The organism is Micromonospora sp. NBC_00821, from assembly GCF_036347035.1.
Classification (GTDB): Bacteria; Actinomycetota; Actinomycetes; order Mycobacteriales; family Micromonosporaceae; genus Micromonospora; species Micromonospora hortensis.
On record NZ_CP108880.1, the window covers coordinates 7,165,791 to 7,181,997 of the forward strand.

A 16,207-nucleotide genomic window follows, 5' to 3' on the forward strand; every position below is an offset into this window, starting at 1 on the left:
CGTCCGGGCGGCGTCACCGCGACGAGCGTGATGACTGTGAGACATCAATATGCCGCACAGTCATCACGCTCTTTCGCATCACGCCGTCCCCAACCGAGCCACGCCAACCCAACCGAGCCGCGCCAACCCAACCGGGCCACGCCGACCGGCCCCCCGCGCCACGCCGGTCACACGGCGGCCAGTGCCTCCGTCGGCGCGAGTCGGGCGGCGCGCACCGCCGGGTAGAGGCCGGCGAAGCCGCCGATGACCAGCGTCGCGCCCACCCCGCCGAGCATCGCCCAGGCCGGCACCACTGTCGGCCAGTCCTGCGACAGCGCGTAGCCCGCTGTGACCAGGATTCCCAACACCACCCCACCGATCCCGCCGAGCGCGGAGAGCAGCAGCGACTCGGTGAGGAACTGGGCCCGTACCTGACCGCGGGTGGCGCCAAGCGAACGGCGCAGACCGATCTCGGCTCGGCGTTCCAGCACCGAGATCACCATGGTGTTCGCCACGCCGACACCACCGACCAGCAGGGCGACCGCGCCCAGGCCCAGCAACAGCCCGGTGAAGGCGTCGTCGGTGGCCTCGGCGGCGGCCAGCGCGTCCGAGGGCCGGGACACCTCGACCTCGTTCGGCGCCTCCGGGTTGGTGGTCGCGCCCAACACCGACCGGACCGCCTCGACCTGCGACTCCTGTGCCCGGGTGTAGACGGTGGTCGGGTGACCGTCGAAGCCCAGGTATTCGGCCGCCGCCACCCAACCGACAAGCGCCGACGTGTCCAACTCCGGGGCGAGCGGTGCCGCGGCGAGGGTGCCGACCACGGTGAACGGCCGCCCACCCAACCACACCTGCACCTGCGGGTTCGCCGAGGTGATCCCGAGCCGCTGCGCGGCGGTGGCGCCGAGCACGACCGCCGGGTAGCGAGCGGTCGCCTCGTTGAGCCAGGTGCCGGTGGCCACCTCCGCCCCCACGGTGCCGAGCAGGTCCAGCCGGGCCGCCCGAGTGGCGATGCCACCGGTCTCCGCCGCCGGGATCCGGTCCGAGCGGTACACCTTGGCGTCGGAGACCTGCCCGGTCGCGGACACCTCGGTCACCGGGCCGATCCGCCCGATCATCGCGATCGACTCCTCGGGCAGTTGCGCGTCCGCACCGAACAGGGTGCTGCCCGGCGCGACGGTGAGCAGGTTGGTGCCGAGCGCGTCGAGCGCCCGGTCCAGCTCGGCCCGGGACGACGACGAGATGCCGACCACCGCGATCATCGCGGCGATGCCGATCGCGATGCCCAACGCGGAGAGGAACGCCCGCAGCGGACGGGTCCGCAGCCCCACCCCACCGACGCGTACGACGTCCGCCGGCCGCAGTCGGGCCGGGGTCAGCGTCGCCATCAGCCGACCCCGCCCGACGCGAGGGCCGAGTCGTGCCGCACCGCGCCGTCGCGCATCCGCACCTGCCGGGGCAGGCTTCCCGCGATCTCCCGGTCATGGGTGATCACCACGACGGTGGTTCCGGCCCGGTGCAGATCGTGCAGCAACTCCAACACCCCGGCACCGGAGTGCGAGTCCAGGTTGCCGGTCGGCTCGTCGGCGAGCAGCACCGCCGGCTCGCCGACCACCGCGCGGGCCACGGCCACCCGCTGCCGTTCCCCGCCGGACAGCTCGTGCGGCCGGTGCCCCAACCGGTGGCCCAGGCCGACCCGGACCAACGCGGCCTCCGCCCGTTCGCGTCGCCGCCGCAGCGGTACGCCGGAGTAGAGCAAGCCGTCGGCCACGTTGTCCACTACCGGGACGCCCGGAGCGAGGTGGAACTGCTGGAAGACGAAACCGATCCGGGTGGCCCGCAGCGCGGACAGCTCCCGGTCGGTCAGCTTCGCCGCGTCGTACCCGTCGATGAGCACGCTGCCCGACGACGGCCGGTCCAGGGTGCCGATCAGGTGCAGCATCGTCGACTTACCCGATCCGGACGGGCCGACGATAGCGACCAACTCGCCGTGACCGATCCGCAGCGACACGTCGTCCAACGCGACGACGCCGCCGGCGTACCGCTTGCTGACCCGGTCGAGCACGATCACCTCGCCGCTCACGTCGGCACCACCACCGTCGTGCCCTCGGTGAGGCCCGTACCGGTGACCTCCACCCGACCGTCGGCGAACAACCCGGTGGTCACCGCGAGGACTCGGCTCGCGTCGCCCTCGGCGACCTGGACGCCGTAGCCGCCCTCGGCCAGCGCCAACAGGGCCGCCACCGGCACGGTGAGCACGTCGCGGCGCTCCGAGACGGTGAACGTGACGTCCGCGCTGGCCTTGTCGAAGCCGGTCAGGGCCTTCGGGTCGGTCACCGCGACTGTCACCTCGATCTTCGTCTCGGCGTCGCCGGCCTGCCCGTTGGCTCCGGTCGCACCGGCCTGGACGACAGTCTCGACAGCGCTGATCGTGCCCGCCACCGACCGGCCGTCCGGCAACCGCACGGTGACCTTCGCGTCGCGCTTGGCCAACCGCTGGTCGTCCACGTCCAACTCGACGGTGACGACCCGGCTGGTGCCGGTGTACGTCAGCACGGCCTGCCCAGGCTGCGTGAGATCGCCGACGTCGACCTGGTGGCCCTCCACCCGGACCTCCCGGTCGGCGTACACGACCCGCCCCGGCTCGACCCGACCGGTCTCGGTCAGGCCCAGGTCCTCCTGCCAGTCCCGCACGGCGTCCGCTGTCGCGCCGGTGTACTCGTCGTCGACAGTGAAGCCGGTGTAGCCCAGCGCCTCGAGGTTCCGCTCGAACTGCGCGACGTCCGGCCCCTCCACCCCGGGGGCGAGGGTCCGGTACGCGGGCAACCCGCCGTAGAGCAGCACCACCTCCTCGTTGTCGACCAGGTAGAGCGCCTTGCCCCGCCGTACCGTCGAACCGGTGGCCGTCAGCGCGGTGACGGTGCCGTTGAGCTTCGCCGTGGCGGTACGCGTCGCGCCGTACCCCAGCTCGCCGTCCGCGGTCTCCGAGTCGGCGAGGGTCTGCCGGGTGACAGTGGCGGTGGCGGGTGGTGCGCTGCCGGCCTGGGCGCGGCCCCCGTCGGCGCCGCCGCCGAAGCCCACAGCGGCGACCACGCCCACGGCGGCGACAAGCAGGACGACGCCGCCGGTGACGGCGGCGCGCAGCCGCGAGCGTCGGATGGTGCCGGTCACCGGCCAGCCCCGAACTGCGGCGCGTGCTGCCGGCACTTCTCCAGCGCGGCCTTCATGGCCGGGTCGCCGATGTTGATCGCGTTGCCGCCCGTCCCGATCCGGACCCGCCCGTCGGCGTCCGGGTCCGGGAAGTCCGGCACCCCGTTCTCCCGCATGCACTTGGCCAGCGTGCGCATCTGCTCGGCCTGCTCGGGGTCGAGCTGCGGTCCCTGCCCGCCGTTGGGCAGCTTGTCCTGGCACTTCTCCATGGCCGCCTGGACCTTCTGCTGATCCACGTCCGCACCGAACCGGAAGCCGGGACGGCCACCCGGCTCCGGGTCGGGCATGTCCACCCCGTTCTCCCGCATGCACCGGGCGAAGGCGAGTTGCCGCTCCGAGTCGCTGACCGGCGTGCCGCTCGCCGTGGCCTCGGCCTTCGCCCCACCGGCGGTCGCGACCCCGCCGCCGTCGTCGCCTCCCGCGCCGCACCCGGACAGCGCCAGGGCGAGCAGGACGGGGATCGCAAGCATCTGTCGTCGCATGGTGTCCGCTTCCGCTCAGGTCCGGCGCGGTTCGCCGAACGTGACACCCAGTGCACGGCAGCGGACGTATCCCCGGCGTTACCGTCGGCGGTTATGCCGGCGTTACCGCACCCCGAGCACCATGGAGGGGTGAGAGTGCTGGTGGTCGAGGACGAGAACGTGCTGGCGGACGCCATCGCCGAGTGGCTGCGCCGGGAGTCGTTCGCCGTCGACGTGGCGTACGACGGGGACGCCGCGTTGGAACGGCTCGGCGTCAACGAGTACGCGGTGGTGGTCCTGGACCGGGACCTGCCGGTGGTGCACGGCGACGACGTGTGCCGGGCGATCGTGGACGCGGGCGGGGAGACCCGGGTGCTGATGTTGACAGCGTCGGCGGCGGTCCGGGAGCGGGTGGCGGGGTTGGCGCTCGGCGCCGACGACTACCTGACCAAGCCGTTCGCGCTGGTCGAGCTGTCGGCCCGGGTGCACGCGCTGACCCGCCGGTCCCGTCCGGCGGCGCCTCCGACGCTGCGTCGCGCCGGCATCCAGCTCGACCCGGCCCGACACGAGGTACGCCGGGACGACCGGCACGTGGCGCTGTCCCGCAAGGAGTTCGCGGTGCTGGCCGAGCTGTTGCGCGCCGACGGCGCTGTGGTCTCCGCCGAGGACCTGCTGGAACGCGCCTGGGACGAGCACATCGACCCGTTCACCAACGTGGTCCGGGTGACGGTCATGAAGCTGCGCCGCAAACTCGGCGACCCACCGGTGATCGAGACGGTCCCCGGTGCGGGGTACCAGATCCGATGAAACGCCTCACGATCCGCGCCCGGCTCACCCTCATCTACGGTGGGCTCTTCCTGTTGGCCGGCGTGGTCCTGCTCGCCGTCACGTACGTGCTGGTGGATCAGCGGATGGCGCAGCCGTTCGGGGTGAAACTACGCGACCTGCCGAAGACCGCTCCCACGACGCCCAGCGGGCAGAACGTCGACAACCTGCGCGCCCTGTTGCAGGAGGTGCAGGACGAGGCGAAGCGCAACGCGTTGGAGTCGCTGCTCACCCAGGGCGGCATCGCGTTGATCGTGGTGTCGACGGTGGCGATCGCGTTCGGCTGGTTGCTCGCCGGTCGGGCGTTGCAGCCACTGCTCCAGATCACCGGCACGGCCCGCCGGATCGCCGGCGCGGACACCGCCGGTCGTGGTCTGCACGAGCGGATCGCGCTCACCGGCCCTCCCGACGAGGTACGCGAACTCGCCGACACCTTCGACGAGATGCTGGAACGGCTGGACCGTTCCTTCGACGGGCAGCGCCGGTTCGTGGCGAACGCCTCGCACGAGCTGCGTACGCCGCTGGCGCTCAACCGCGCCCTGGTGGAGCTGGCGATCACCCGCCCGGACGCTTCGGAGGAGACCCGGCGACTGGGCGAGTCGCTTCTGGCGGTGAACGAACGCCACGAGCGGCTGATCGACGGTCTGCTGACCCTGGCCGACTCGGAGAACGAGCTGACCGAGCGTACGCCTGTCGACCTGGCCGAAGTCTGCGCGCACACGACCGACCAGGCCGGGAAGCAGGCGCCCGACGTGCGGGTTCGGCGGGCCCTGGCTCCGGCGCCGACCAGCGGCGACCCGGTGCTGTTGGAGCGGCTCACGTTCAACCTGGTGGAGAACGCGTTGCGCCACAACCTGCCCGCCGACGGTTGGGTGGAGGTGCGCACCGGGCTGGTCGACGGCCGGCCCACCCTCACCGTGACAAACACCGGCCCGGTCATCCCCGGCTACGACGTCGAGACGATGTTCCAGCCCTTCCGACGGCTGTCGCGGGAGCGGGTCGTCGGCGCGCGGGGCTTCGGGCTGGGGTTGTCCATCGTCCGCGCGGTGGCCCGGGCCCACGGCGGCACCGCCGAGGCGCAGCCCCGCCCGGACGGCGGTCTGATCGTCACCGTCACAGTGCCGCCGGCCTGACCGGCCGCCCGGTCTCAGCGGAAGAACGCGCGCAGGACGGTGGCGGTCTCGGCCTCCAGCACCCCGCCGTAGACCTCGGGGCGGTGGTTGAGCCGACGGTCCCGCAGCACGTCCCAGAGCGATCCGGCCGCGCCGGTCTTGGGCTCCCACGCGCCGAACACGACTGTGGAGACCCGGGCCAGCACCAGCGCCCCGGCGCACATCGTGCACGGTTCGAGGGTGACCACCAGGGTGCAGCCGTCCAGTCGCCACCGGCCGGTGCGCTCGGCACCTCGGCGCAGGGCCAGCACCTCGGCGTGGGCGGTGGGGTCGCCGGTCAGCTCCCGCTCGTTGCGTCCGGTGGCCAACTCGGTGCCGTCCGGCCCGTAGAGCACCGCACCCACCGGCACGTCGTCGACATCGGTGCTGACCGCGTCGTCGACGGACGGGCCGGTGACGGCAACCTCCAGGGCGCGGCGCATCCACAGCTCGTGCCGCTGTCGTCGGCCGACCTCGCCCAGGTCGGCCAGGCCCTCGTGGGCGCCGGGCCCGGCGCGGCCCACAGCTCCGGGGGTCGGCTGGCCTGGTCGGATCGACTCCAGCGACGGATCGGTGGCGTCGGCCGGCTCAGACCTCACGCAGCTCCTCGACCTCGTCGGCGCAGCCGAGCACCTGGCAGATCTCGACTGTGACGTCCGCCGGCATCATCCCCTCGTGGGTGCAGAGGGTCAGCAGCTTCTGCGCGGAGATGCCCAGGTTGGCCAGCAGGTCGGCGTCACCGACCGGGTCTGCCTCCGGGTCGACGACGGGCTGCTCGCTCTCCTCGTCGCCGGTGCTCACCGGGCGTGGCTCGTCGTCACCGTCGAGCCCGGTGACCGAGGTCTTCAGGTCACCGACCAGCAGCGACCCGAGCTGCGACTCCTCGGCGTACGCGGAGTCCGAACCGAACACCCGCAGGTCCTCGCCCTCGTCGAGGCGCAGGATCACCAGGTACGCGTCATCGGCCTCGACGAAGAGCAGCGACACGTCGGCCTCCTGGTCGACGTCACGCAGCCGGTCGGCAACCTCGTCGATGTCGGTGGCGCCACGCAGGCTGACCTCGGCGGCGGTCCAGCCACTGTCGTCGCGCACCACGGCCGCAGCGAAGTACGACACGGTCCCCCCAATAGCCCTCGACACAGCGTCGACTCGTTACGCGTGCACGTTAGCCGGTCGGGTCGGCAGGCGACCCGTCAACGCCCCGAAGGGCGGGTCATTCCTGACAAAGTCGGATCAGCCGACGACTCGACGGCGGGTGGCGATGAGCTGGCGTAGACGCTCGGTGCGCTGCCGCTGCGGTCGGCTGCGCTGGCGGACCGCCCGGGCGCCCGCCAACTCGGCCAGCAACTGCAGTCGACGGCGATTGCGATCGGGATCCTGCCGGGGAGTGGTCCAGGCCATGGTCCCGAGCGTGCCGAGTCTCGGCGGCCACGTCAAGACGACGTTCGCTACGCAGCCAACCGGGCACACGGTGCAGTCACCGAGCGCCGTTTCGGGGCCCGTCCGTGCCGGTCACCACAGCGGCCAGTCACCACTGGTGGCCCAGCGGACCGCCACCACGGCGGCGGCGATGCTCCACCCACCCGCCGTGACGATGGCGACCCCGGTGGCCACCCCTCGGTCGCCAAAGCGGACCAGCACCAGGGCGGTGGCCCAGGCCAGCAGGCCGGCGAACACCGTCCACCGCGCGTAGCTGGCCACGTCGGTGCCGAGCAGGCCGAACAGCAGCAGCCAACCGGCCGCCGCGCCGCCACCGGTGGCGACACCACCGCCGGTGACCGGGTGCGGCTCGCGGTAGGTGGGCCGCGTCGGCGGCCCGGAGGGGAAGAGACCCGACGGGGTACGCGGCATCGGGCGGACGGCACCGAAATCCGGGCCACTGTCGGGTCGGGCAATGGTCACCGTCGCTGCCCTCCTTCACGCGTGCCGCTCGTGCCCACGGTACCGGCTCTGCCAGGATGACCGGATGTCCTCGCCGACGATCAGCCGCCGCGCTCGTCCGGTGTACCCGATCCTGCTGCTGCTCGCCCCGGTGCTGGCCGCCGGCTGTGCGACCACCCGGCCGGGGGTGCCCGACGGCGCCGCGCCGACGCCACCGTCGGTCTGGGCGACCGCCGACCAGCCGGCGTCGCAGCCTCCCACTCCGACGGCGACCGACCCGAGCCCTCCGGCGCCGTCGTCGGCCAGGCCGTCGGCGACGGCACCCCGCACCGGGCTGAAGCACGTCTTTCCGGTACGCGCCGACAACGTCGACTACCACCCGACGCACGGGGCGTACCCGGGGACGGATCTTTTCGCCGACTGCGGCGAGCCGTTCGTGGCGGTCACCGACGGGACGGTGTTGGAGGTGAGCCGCGTGGACCGGTACCGCAAGCGTGGACCGCAGGGCCCGAACAACGGCGGCCTGTCGGTAGCACTGCTCGGCGACGACGGGGTGCGCTACTACGGCTCGCACCTGAGTGTGGTGACCAGCGGAGTCGACGTCGGGGTGCGGGTCCGCGCCGGGCAGCAGCTCGGCAAGGTGGGCCGCACCGGCAACGCGAACAACGTGTGTCATGTGCACTTCGGCATTTCGCCGGCGTGCGCGGGCAAGGACGGCTGGTGGATCCGGCGTGGGGTGATCTGGCCGGCGCGTTACCTGGACTCCTGGCGGCGCGGCGGCAACCGGGAGCCAGCCGCCGAGGTCACCGCGTGGCAACGCAGGCACGGCTGCCCGAAGGCGCCCTGACATGACTCACGCGAGAGATCCCATCGCCGACCTACGCCGGATCGCGTTCCTGTTGGAACGGGCGAACGAGGCCACCTACCGGGTGCGCGCGTTCCGGTCGGCGGCGAAGGCGCTGGCCGGCCTGCCTGCGGCCGAGCTGGCCGAACGGGCCGGCAACGGCACGCTCACCGAACTCGCCGGTGTCGGTGACGTCACGGCCCGCTGCGTGGCGGAGTCCCTCGCCGGTGAGGAACCGGTCTACCTCCGCCGGCTGGTGGCGACCGAGGGCAGCGACCTGGATGCCGAGGCCACGGCGCTCCGCGCCGCCCTGCGCGGCGACTGTCACACCCACTCGGACTGGTCCGACGGCGGCTCACCCATCGAGGAGATGGCGCTGGCCGCTGTGGAGTTGGGCCACGAGTACCTGGTGCTGACCGACCACTCGCCTCGGCTGACGGTGGCCCGAGGGCTGACCGCGGAGCGGCTGCGCCGGCAGCTCGACCACGTGGCGCAGGTCAACGCGGCGCTGCCCGAGGGTTTCCGAATCCTCACCGGGATCGAGGTGGACATCCTCGCCGACGGTTCCCTGGACCAGGACGACGACCTGTTGGCGCGGCTCGACGTGGTGGTCGGGTCGGTGCACAGCGGCCTGAAGGACGAGCGGTCGAAGATGACCCGGCGCATGCTGAAGGCGGTCGCCAACCCGCACCTGGACATCCTCGGTCACGTCACCGGCCGGATGGTGTCGTCCCGCCCGGCCGGGGTGACCGGTCCGGGCGATCGGGGGCACCGCGCGCGTACCCGGGCGGAGAGCGACTTCGACGCGGACGCCGTCTTCGCCGCCTGCGCCGAGCACGACACCGCCGTCGAGATCAACTCTCGGCCGGAGCGGCAGGACCCGCCGAAGCGCCTGATCCGCCGCGCCCTGGAGGCTGGCTGCCGTTTCGCGATCAACACCGACGCGCACGCGCCCGGCCAGCTCGACTGGCAACGATTCGGCTGTGAACGCGCCGCCCTCTGCGGCGTCCCCGCCGACCGCGTGATCAACACCTGGTCGGCAGAGCAACTGGTGGCCTGGACGCACAACCGCACGTGACCAGCCCGGCGCTGATCGAGCGGCGATCTGTCAGCGGCGGGCGAGTTCGGCGGCGAGTGTGGCCGAAGCGCCGACACCGACGACCGGGCTGCTCCGGCGGCGACCGAACATCCCCTGCGAGACCGCGACCCCGAGCAACACGATCAGCGCGCCGACCGGTTGGTGCCAGTTGAGGCGTTCGTCGAGCGCCAGAGCACCGATCAGCACCGCGAAGATCGGAATCACGTACGTGACCGTGGACGCGGTGCTCGCGCCGGCCAGCCGGATGTTGCGCATGTTGATCACGAACGCGAGCCCGGTGCCGAGCGCGCCGAGGGCCAGCACACTTGCCACTACCCCCGCCGACAGTTCGCTGGGCAGCGGCGGCAGGCCGGCGACGAAGGGGGAGACGATGGCCAGCTGCGCGGCGGCGAGCAGCAGTTGCGCTGTGGAGAGCGACAGACCCGAGTACGCGCTGCCGGCGACGAACCGCTTCTGGTACGGAATGGACACGCCGTAGCAGGCCGCCGCACCGAAGCACATGAGCTGCCCGATGAAGTGCGCCCCGCCGATGCCCTCCCAGACTCCGAGCACCACCAGCACCCCGACGAAGCCCAGCCCGAGCCCGACCGCGCGGCGCACTGTGAGCCGCTCGGTGCGGAAGACCAGCACCGCCAGCGGCAGCACGACCAACGGCGTGGTGGCGTTCCAGATGCCGGCCAGCATCGACTCGACCCGCTGCTCGCCGTAGCCGAAGAGGGTGAACGGCACTGCCACACCGAAGGCGGCGACGACCGTCAGGTGCGCCCAGACCCGGGGCTCGCGGGGCAGCCGGTCGCGCAGCACGGCAAGAACCACCAGAAGTGTCAACGCGCCGGCGACGACCCGGTAGAGGGTGAGTTGGACCGGGTGCAGCTCGGCCACCCCGACCTTGATGAAGAGGAAGCTGGAACCCCAGATCGCGGCGAGGGCGACAAAGCCGGGCAGCCAGGCGCGGACCGGTGCTTTGTCAGGAGTGGTATCGGTGGTCACCCCTGACACTCTGCCGCAACCGTGCGACAAAGTCGCGCGCCTTTCGGCCGTCACGCCGCACCCGAAACCGCAGCTCCAACACGACAAACGTCGGCGACACGGGGGTGGGGTGGTCACGTAGGGTCGCAGCGTGGGACGAATTGATGAACTCGCCAACCGCTACGTGGCCGAGTGGGCGCCGTTGAGCCCCACCGGCGCCACCTTCGTCGGCATCGCCGGCCATGACGACCAGCTCGACGACCTCTCGCCCGACGGCTACGGGGCGCGCGCGGACCTCACCCGCCGGACCCTCGCCGAACTGGAGGTGACGGAGCCGGAGACCGAATCGGAACGGACCGCCAAGGAGGCCATGCAGGAACGACTCGGCTTGGACCTCGCCCGGTACGACGCCGGCGAGGTGACCAGCGAGGTCAGCGTGATCACCAGCGGGCTGCACGAGATCCGCATGGTGTTCGACCTGATGCCCACCGCCACCAGCGACGACCAGGCCAACATCGCCGCCCGGCTCAACGGCTTCGGCGCCGCCCTGGAGGGCTACAAGACCACGCTGCGTGAGGCGCTCGCCGCCGGTGAGGTCAGCTCGAAGGTGCAACTGGTCGAGGTGGCCAAGCAGTGCGACATCTGGGTCGACCCGACCGGTGACAACTTCTTCCACGGGCTGGTCGAGCGGCTCGGGGCGGATGGCACGCTCGGCTCGGAACTGCGTAGGGGTGCGGCGGCGGCGACCGCGGCGACCGCCGAGTTCGGCCAGTTCCTGCGTACCGAGCTGGCCCCGCACGGGCGGGACAAGCAGGCCGCCGGCCGGGAGCGCTACGAACTCGCCTCGCAGTACTTCCTCGGTGCCAAGGTCGACCTGGACGAGACGTACGCCTGGGGCTTCGCGGAGCTGGCCCGCCTGGAGGAGGAGATGCGGGTCGTGGCGGGGCGCATCGCCGGCTCCGGTGCCACAGTCGACGAGGCCGTGACCAAGCTGGACGCCGACCCGGCCCGGACCATCCAGGGCAAGGAGGCATTCCGGGACTGGATGCAGGCGCTGGCCGACAAGGCGATCACCGAGCTGCACGGCACCCACTTCGACATCCCGGAGCAGGTCCGCCGTATCGAGTGCTGCCTCGCGCCGACCAGCGACGGGGCCATCTATTACACCGGCCCGAGTGAGGATTTCTCCCGCCCTGGTCGCATGTGGTGGGCGGTGCCGCAGGGCATCAGCGACTTCTCCACCTGGCGAGAGGTGACAACGGTCTACCACGAGGGCGTGCCGGGTCACCATCTCCAGGTGGCGCAGACCGCCGTCCGGGCCGACCTGCTCAACCGTTGGCAGCGGCTGCTCTGCTGGGTCTCCGGGCACGGTGAGGGCTGGGCGCTCTACTCGGAGCGGCTGATGGACGAGCTGGGCTACCTGGAGGATCCGGGCGACAAGCTGGGCATGCTCGACGGCCAGGCGATGCGCGCGGCCCGGGTGATCGTGGACATCGGCATGCACCTGGAGCTGGAGATCCCGAAGGACAATCCGTTCGGTTTCCACCCGGGCGAACGGTGGACGCCCGAACTGGGCTGGGAGTTCATGCGGGCGCACTGCCGGGTCCCGGACGAGAACCTGCGCTTCGAGCTGAACCGCTACCTGGGTTGGCCGGGGCAGGCGCCGTCGTACAAGGTGGGTGAGCGGATCTGGCTGCAGGCCCGCGAGGACGCGAAGGCCCGCAAGGGCGCCGATTTCGACCTGCGGGAGTTCCACAGGCAGGCGTTGGACCTGGGTGCGCTGGGTCTCGACCCGCTGCGCCGGGCGCTGGCCCGACTCTGACCGCGCGGTGGCTGCGCGCGCCGACGGTACGACGAGTCCGTCGCCGCGCGCGGCCACGCCCGCGCCGAGGCTGCTCGCGCCACGAACGCCGCACCCCGAGGCCGCTCTGCGGCTGTGCGCTCAGCCGAGGGTGAGTGCCAACGCCGGGCGGGCGGTCAGCGTGTCGCTGGTGACGTACGCCAGGTCGATGGCGGGGTCGGTGAACGTGATCGGGATGGGCGAGGTGATCGGAAGGCCGTCCGGTAGCGGCAGATCCGGGGTCAGCGTGATCTTGATGCCGAGCAGTCGGCCGACGAACCGGGTCGCGTAGAAGGCCACGTCTCCCCGCACTGTCAACTGGCTGGTCGCGTACCTCTGGTTGCGCCCTGCGGGGCCGTCGGCCCGCAGCAGGAAGTCGGCGGTCACCGCCTCCCGCATGCTGAACTTCAGCACCTTGAGGTCGCCCTTCACGGTGTGCAGGTCCGTGACCCCGTCGAACCGCAGCCCGGTCATCCGCACCGACGACCCGCTGAGCTTCGACGGCGTCTGGGCCACCGTCGGCAGGCCCGGATCGGCGGCGATCCGCGGCAGGAGCCTGCCCGGCTGCACCGTGTCCGGCCTCCCGGGTGCCGGTGTGCCGGGTTTACCCGGGGTCGGCTTGCCCGGGGGCTGCGACGGGCAGTCGGTGGGGCCGGGGCGGGGCGTCGCCGTGCTGGTCGGCCGGGCTGTCGGCGTGGCGGTGGGACGTACCGAGGGCGCGGGGTCCGCTCGGTCTCCAATGCCGAGCAGATCGCCGATCCCGTCCAGGATGTCGGTGATCACGTTGCCGCCCCGCGCCGGGCTCGGGGTGGGCGTCGGCATCGGCGCGCTGCGACTGGGCGACGGGGTGACGGCCCGGGGCGGGGTGGGGCAGCCGGTCGAGGCCGGTCGGTTCGGTGCTGCCTGCACCGCTCGGGGCTGGCTGCCCAGGCCGACGGCCGCCAGGCCGAGGACCACGAGAGCGATGGCGAAGGCTCGCGGATCAGCGGAACGTCCCGGCCACTCGGGCGGCGCACCCTCGTCGGACGCTCCGCCCCCCGGATGATCGGCCCGCACGGCACCGTCCTGCTCGGCGCCGCCACTGTCGGATCCGTCGGCGTCACCATCAGCCAGGCCGACGCCGGCCAGGCCGGCGCCGCCCTGGTCGTCGCCGTTCTGCTCGATCTCGGCCTGTTGCGGGGTGGGTGGTGTGGGGTGGATCGGGGTCCAGGCGAAGGCGAGCGCGCTGCCGACGATGCCGAGCAGCAGACCGACGAAGAAGCCGCCCAGGTTGAGCCCGATCAGCGAGTACACGGCGGTGACCGCCGCGACGACCGAGTAGAACAGCCGCTGCGCCGGGGTGATCCAGAGCAGCAGGCCACAGGTCACCAGGATGATCGGGATGAGCAGCGAGAGCAGACCGGTCGCGCCGCTGTGGAAGCTGAGACCGTTGAGGGTCATCCGGGTGGAGGCGAACATCTCCAGCCCGGCCAGGGCGATGAGCAGTCCGCCCCAGAACGGCCGGCTGCGCTGCCAGCGGCGGAAGAGCCGCCACGCCTGAGCCGGACCACCGGGCCGGGCGTGGGACGGGTTCGCGGTTGTCACGTACTCCTCCTGGCCGAGCGGGGACGGGACCGAGCGGGGATGGGGGCCTGGGCCCGGCCCGCGGTGCTGACCACCGCGGGCCTGGGCTCAGCTCAGAAGCACTCCTTGCCCTTGGCGTCGTCACCCACGTTGACCTTGAGTCGGAGGCCGACCAGGTTGAACGTGGCCGCCGTGGTGTAGCGGGACACCTGTTGCAGGTTGGTGATGGTGACGTGCTCGGAGTTCTGGCCGAACGAGCCGGCCTGGGCAGTCGGGTTCAGGTCGGTGGCATCCCGACCGATCCTGATGTTGGTGAAGGTCGCGTTGCCGTTCAAGGAGTCCATCGCGATCAGCAGGTCCTTGGCGCGGGCGGGTTCCTTGCCCTCGCCGGCGTTGATGGTGAGCACCACCGGCAGGCCCGGCAGGTCGGCGCGGACGGACTGGCAGAGGCTGTACAACTCGGCGCTGCTGATCTCGGAGAGGGCGATCGGGTGGACCTGACCGGACTTCCCGTCCTTGCCCTTCTCGCGGACGATGCCCCCGTACTGCTTGAAGCCGTCGCCCTCCAGGCGGTCGGCGCCGATCTTGAACGTCTGCCCGGAGACCGTGATGTCGGACGCGATCGCGCCTGTCGACATTCCGAAGAGGATGGCGCCGGCAGCCGCCGTGGCGGGCACCATCATGGCGGCGAAGCGCCACCATCGGGTACGACCCTGACTGTCCAACCGATCCTGCACGGGCTCCTCCTCGGGTCGATGCGCGCGAGTGGCCGGTGTTGAGCGGGCGGTCGGCACTGGGAGCCCGCGTTCTGTTACCGGCTGGTAACCATCGGGCTTGATGGTGCACCCGTTGCGGCGCAGGTCACAACCCCCTGATTACCGGGCGGTAACAGTCGGGCGACCACGCGGAGGCAAGGCATCACGAAAAGTGAACGAATTCGTCCCGGCAATCCCCATCTATGTCCACAAGCCGGGCGCACGGCGGTGGTTTGATCAACACAACGTGACTCCACATTGACTAATTACAATCGAATAACAAATGTAAAGTACGCAGGTCGTACGGGTTGCCACATGACCGAGGGGCGGACCGCGTCGCGGCCCACCCCTCGGTCGTACGTCCGGTCGTACGCGCGTCAGCGCTGCTCCACCTCGCCCGGAGCCGGCCGCTGGGTCGGCACGGTCGGGTCCTCCGACTTCCAGTTGGTCGAAGCCGGCGGAATCTCGTCGGACAGTGGCCCGCCGACCGGCTGCGGCCTGGGCTGCTCGACGGTGTCCGTGTCGCGCACCGGCTCCTGGTCCACCCGGGTCGGCGTCGGGTCGTCGACCGCCGGCTCGGCGCGGTGCCGGGCCGTCCCGCCCTCGGGTCGGGTCACCAGCCACACACCGAAGACGACAGCGATCAGACCGAGGACACCAGCGACGATCGGGCCCCAGAAACTGATCAGGCCGATCTTGAAGCGGTTTTCCTTCACCGTCTCGACACTGCGGCTGACAGTGTCGTCGGTGTAGTTGAAGTCCGCGTCCAACAGCACAGTGGGGGTGCCGGTGTTGGGGCGCAACTCCTTGTGCTGCTGCTCCCGCACGTTCACGTAGGAGCCGGTGACCGGGTCCACCCAGAGCGTACGGATGTTGCTGTAGACGACCTGGCCGCTGGTGGCGCCCGGTGCGAACTTGCCGACCAGCGTCTGGAGGCTGCTCTCCGGGGTGGCCAGCACCTCGTTCTCGATCCGCTGCTCGAAGCGGTACGCCTCGATGCCCTTGATCTTCTCGGTGCCGACGAACTTGGCCGGGACGGCCCGCTTCAGGTCACGGTCGAAGACCTGGTAGTCGCGCTTGGCGGTGCCGAACGGGAACTTGTAGATCTGGCCGGTGTACTTCACGTTGCCGACCGGAGTCCCGTCCGCCCCGGTCTCGTTGAGCCACTGGTCCTTCCACGAGGCGGCCGCACCGGAGATCCGGTAGAGAGCGAGTTCGGTGCTGTACTGGCTGACCACGTCCTGGTTGTCGGTGCGCCGGACCGTCTGGTAGACGTCCCAGATCACCGCGTCGCCCTTGAGGTCCTCGGGCAGGCGATCCTTGGTGTCGTCGGGCTGTGGGATGACCTCCACGTTGGACACCAGATCGCCCTGCGGAACCTCGATGCTCACCGAGCTGCCGGTGGCCGTGATCTTCAGGAACCTGGCGTTCTTCGCCTCGGCGACGGACGTCGTTGGCTCAAGATCGTAGGGGAGCTTGGTCACGGCGGGGGCCACATAAAACGGCAGCCCGGCCGCGAAGACCAGCAATAAGACGCCAAGCCCGAAGAGCGCGGCGCCCACGCGAAGCTTCACTCATCCTCCTGTAACCTGCCGCCCTACGACCTGTTGTCCGGGGCACCCGATCCTTA

At 71.3% G+C, this 16,207-nt stretch carries 17 protein-coding genes; 5 read left to right on the forward strand and 12 right to left on the reverse strand.

Annotation, left to right across the window (positions count from 1 at the left end):
• Positions 1-167: 167 nt before the first annotated feature.
• Genes OHB44_RS32915 through OHB44_RS32930 form a run of 4 tightly spaced genes read right to left on the reverse strand, consistent with a single transcriptional unit; the run spans position 168 to position 3,659 of the window.
• On the reverse strand, positions 168-1,367 hold the full coding sequence (locus tag OHB44_RS32915) for an ABC transporter permease (RefSeq protein ID WP_330439256.1): 1,200 nt from the start codon (positions 1,365-1,367) through the stop codon (positions 168-170).
• Positions 1,367-2,050: an ABC transporter ATP-binding protein gene (locus tag OHB44_RS32920; RefSeq protein ID WP_211326764.1), complete on the reverse strand. Its 684-nt coding sequence runs from the start codon at positions 2,048-2,050 to the stop codon at positions 1,367-1,369. The genes OHB44_RS32915 and OHB44_RS32920 overlap by 1 nt, the downstream gene beginning before the upstream one ends.
• An 8-nt stretch (positions 2,051-2,058) precedes the next feature.
• A complete protein-coding gene (locus OHB44_RS32925; protein ID WP_266304195.1) occupies positions 2,059-3,150 on the reverse strand; it encodes a peptidoglycan-binding domain-containing protein in 1,092 nt (363 codons plus the stop codon).
• Positions 3,147-3,659 carry a hypothetical protein gene (locus OHB44_RS32930; RefSeq protein ID WP_266304194.1) on the reverse strand — a complete coding sequence of 171 codons (513 nt, stop codon included), beginning with the start codon at positions 3,657-3,659 and terminating at the stop codon, positions 3,147-3,149. Before OHB44_RS32930 ends, OHB44_RS32925 begins: the two co-directional genes overlap by 4 nt.
• A 141-nt stretch (positions 3,660-3,800) precedes the next feature.
• Between OHB44_RS32930 and OHB44_RS32935 the strand changes: the two genes are divergently transcribed.
• Both OHB44_RS32935 and OHB44_RS32940 read left to right on the forward strand, forming a co-directional pair.
• Positions 3,801-4,457 (forward strand): response regulator transcription factor, encoded by a 657-nt coding sequence (locus OHB44_RS32935; RefSeq protein ID WP_181518658.1) that lies wholly within the window; start codon positions 3,801-3,803, stop codon positions 4,455-4,457.
• Entirely contained in the window at positions 4,454-5,608 is a 1,155-nt protein-coding gene (locus tag OHB44_RS32940; protein ID WP_238684859.1) for a sensor histidine kinase, read from the forward strand. The genes OHB44_RS32935 and OHB44_RS32940 overlap by 4 nt, the downstream gene beginning before the upstream one ends.
• Before the next feature lie 14 nt (positions 5,609-5,622).
• Here OHB44_RS32940 and OHB44_RS32945 read toward each other — a convergent pair whose 3' ends face one another.
• The 4 genes from OHB44_RS32945 to OHB44_RS32960 form a co-directional block, all read right to left on the reverse strand.
• Positions 5,623-6,069 (reverse strand): nucleoside deaminase, encoded by a 447-nt coding sequence (locus OHB44_RS32945; protein WP_330441307.1) that lies wholly within the window; start codon positions 6,067-6,069, stop codon positions 5,623-5,625.
• Positions 6,070-6,214: 145 nt separating this feature from the next.
• A complete protein-coding gene (locus OHB44_RS32950; protein ID WP_238684860.1) occupies positions 6,215-6,742 on the reverse strand; it encodes a tRNA adenosine deaminase-associated protein in 528 nt (175 codons plus the stop codon).
• Positions 6,743-6,859: 117 nt separating this feature from the next.
• Positions 6,860-7,027, reverse strand: a complete 168-nt coding sequence (locus OHB44_RS32955; RefSeq protein ID WP_167362451.1) for a hypothetical protein — start codon at positions 7,025-7,027, stop codon at positions 6,860-6,862.
• A 111-nt stretch (positions 7,028-7,138) separates the two neighbouring features.
• Positions 7,139-7,477 carry a hypothetical protein gene (locus OHB44_RS32960; protein ID WP_238684876.1) on the reverse strand — a complete coding sequence of 113 codons (339 nt, stop codon included), beginning with the start codon at positions 7,475-7,477 and terminating at the stop codon, positions 7,139-7,141.
• A gap of 115 nt (positions 7,478-7,592) precedes the next feature.
• Between OHB44_RS32960 and OHB44_RS32965 the strand changes: the two genes are divergently transcribed.
• On the forward strand, positions 7,593-8,354 hold the full coding sequence (locus tag OHB44_RS32965; protein ID WP_330439258.1) for a M23 family metallopeptidase: 762 nt from the start codon (positions 7,593-7,595) through the stop codon (positions 8,352-8,354).
• Position 8,355: 1 nt separating this feature from the next.
• The gene (locus OHB44_RS32970) at positions 8,356-9,429 is read left to right on the forward strand and encodes a PHP domain-containing protein (RefSeq protein ID WP_330439259.1); all 1,074 of its coding nucleotides are present in this window, start codon (positions 8,356-8,358) and stop codon (positions 9,427-9,429) included.
• Positions 9,430-9,459: 30 nt separating this feature from the next.
• On the opposite strand, the gene OHB44_RS32975 is transcribed toward OHB44_RS32970, so the two are convergent.
• Positions 9,460-10,440: a DMT family transporter gene (locus tag OHB44_RS32975; protein ID WP_330439260.1), complete on the reverse strand. Its 981-nt coding sequence runs from the start codon at positions 10,438-10,440 to the stop codon at positions 9,460-9,462.
• Positions 10,441-10,570: 130 nt separating this feature from the next.
• On the opposite strand from OHB44_RS32975, the gene OHB44_RS32980 reads away from it, so the two are divergent.
• Positions 10,571-12,241 carry a DUF885 domain-containing protein gene (locus OHB44_RS32980; RefSeq protein WP_330439263.1) on the forward strand — a complete coding sequence of 557 codons (1,671 nt, stop codon included), beginning with the start codon at positions 10,571-10,573 and terminating at the stop codon, positions 12,239-12,241.
• Between the two features lie 120 nt (positions 12,242-12,361).
• Here OHB44_RS32980 and OHB44_RS32985 read toward each other — a convergent pair whose 3' ends face one another.
• The 3 genes from OHB44_RS32985 to OHB44_RS32995 form a co-directional block, all read right to left on the reverse strand.
• Positions 12,362-13,843: a DUF6114 domain-containing protein gene (locus OHB44_RS32985; protein WP_330439265.1), complete on the reverse strand. Its 1,482-nt coding sequence runs from the start codon at positions 13,841-13,843 to the stop codon at positions 12,362-12,364.
• Positions 13,844-13,935: 92 nt separating this feature from the next.
• The gene (locus OHB44_RS32990; protein ID WP_330439267.1) at positions 13,936-14,559 is read right to left on the reverse strand and encodes a DUF6230 family protein; all 624 of its coding nucleotides are present in this window, start codon (positions 14,557-14,559) and stop codon (positions 13,936-13,938) included.
• 395 nt (positions 14,560-14,954) lie between these two features.
• Positions 14,955-16,151 carry a DUF3068 domain-containing protein gene (locus OHB44_RS32995; RefSeq protein WP_238684866.1) on the reverse strand — a complete coding sequence of 399 codons (1,197 nt, stop codon included), beginning with the start codon at positions 16,149-16,151 and terminating at the stop codon, positions 14,955-14,957.
• Positions 16,152-16,207: the final 56 nt, after the last annotated feature.

What these genes read in the sequence shown, in the direction of transcription:
- OHB44_RS32930 (WP_266304194.1), bottom strand. Translation starts at nt 3,659, where the DNA reads ATGCTTGCGATCCCCGTCCTGCTCGCCCTGGCGCTGTCCGGGTGCGGC.
- OHB44_RS32965 (WP_330439258.1), top strand. Translation starts at nt 7,593, where the DNA reads ATGTCCTCGCCGACGATCAGCCGCCGCGCTCGTCCGGTGTACCCGATC.
- OHB44_RS32945 (WP_330441307.1), bottom strand. Translation starts at nt 6,069, where the DNA reads ATGCGCCGCGCCCTGGAGGTTGCCGTCACCGGCCCGTCCGTCGACGAC.
- OHB44_RS32940 (WP_238684859.1), top strand. Translation starts at nt 4,454, where the DNA reads ATGAAACGCCTCACGATCCGCGCCCGGCTCACCCTCATCTACGGTGGG.
- OHB44_RS32915 (WP_330439256.1), bottom strand. Translation starts at nt 1,367, where the DNA reads ATGGCGACGCTGACCCCGGCCCGACTGCGGCCGGCGGACGTCGTACGC.
- OHB44_RS32970 (WP_330439259.1), top strand. Translation starts at nt 8,356, where the DNA reads ATGACTCACGCGAGAGATCCCATCGCCGACCTACGCCGGATCGCGTTC.
- OHB44_RS32960 (WP_238684876.1), bottom strand. Translation starts at nt 7,477, where the DNA reads ATGCCGCGTACCCCGTCGGGTCTCTTCCCCTCCGGGCCGCCGACGCGG.
- OHB44_RS32955 (WP_167362451.1), bottom strand. Translation starts at nt 7,027, where the DNA reads ATGGCCTGGACCACTCCCCGGCAGGATCCCGATCGCAATCGCCGTCGA.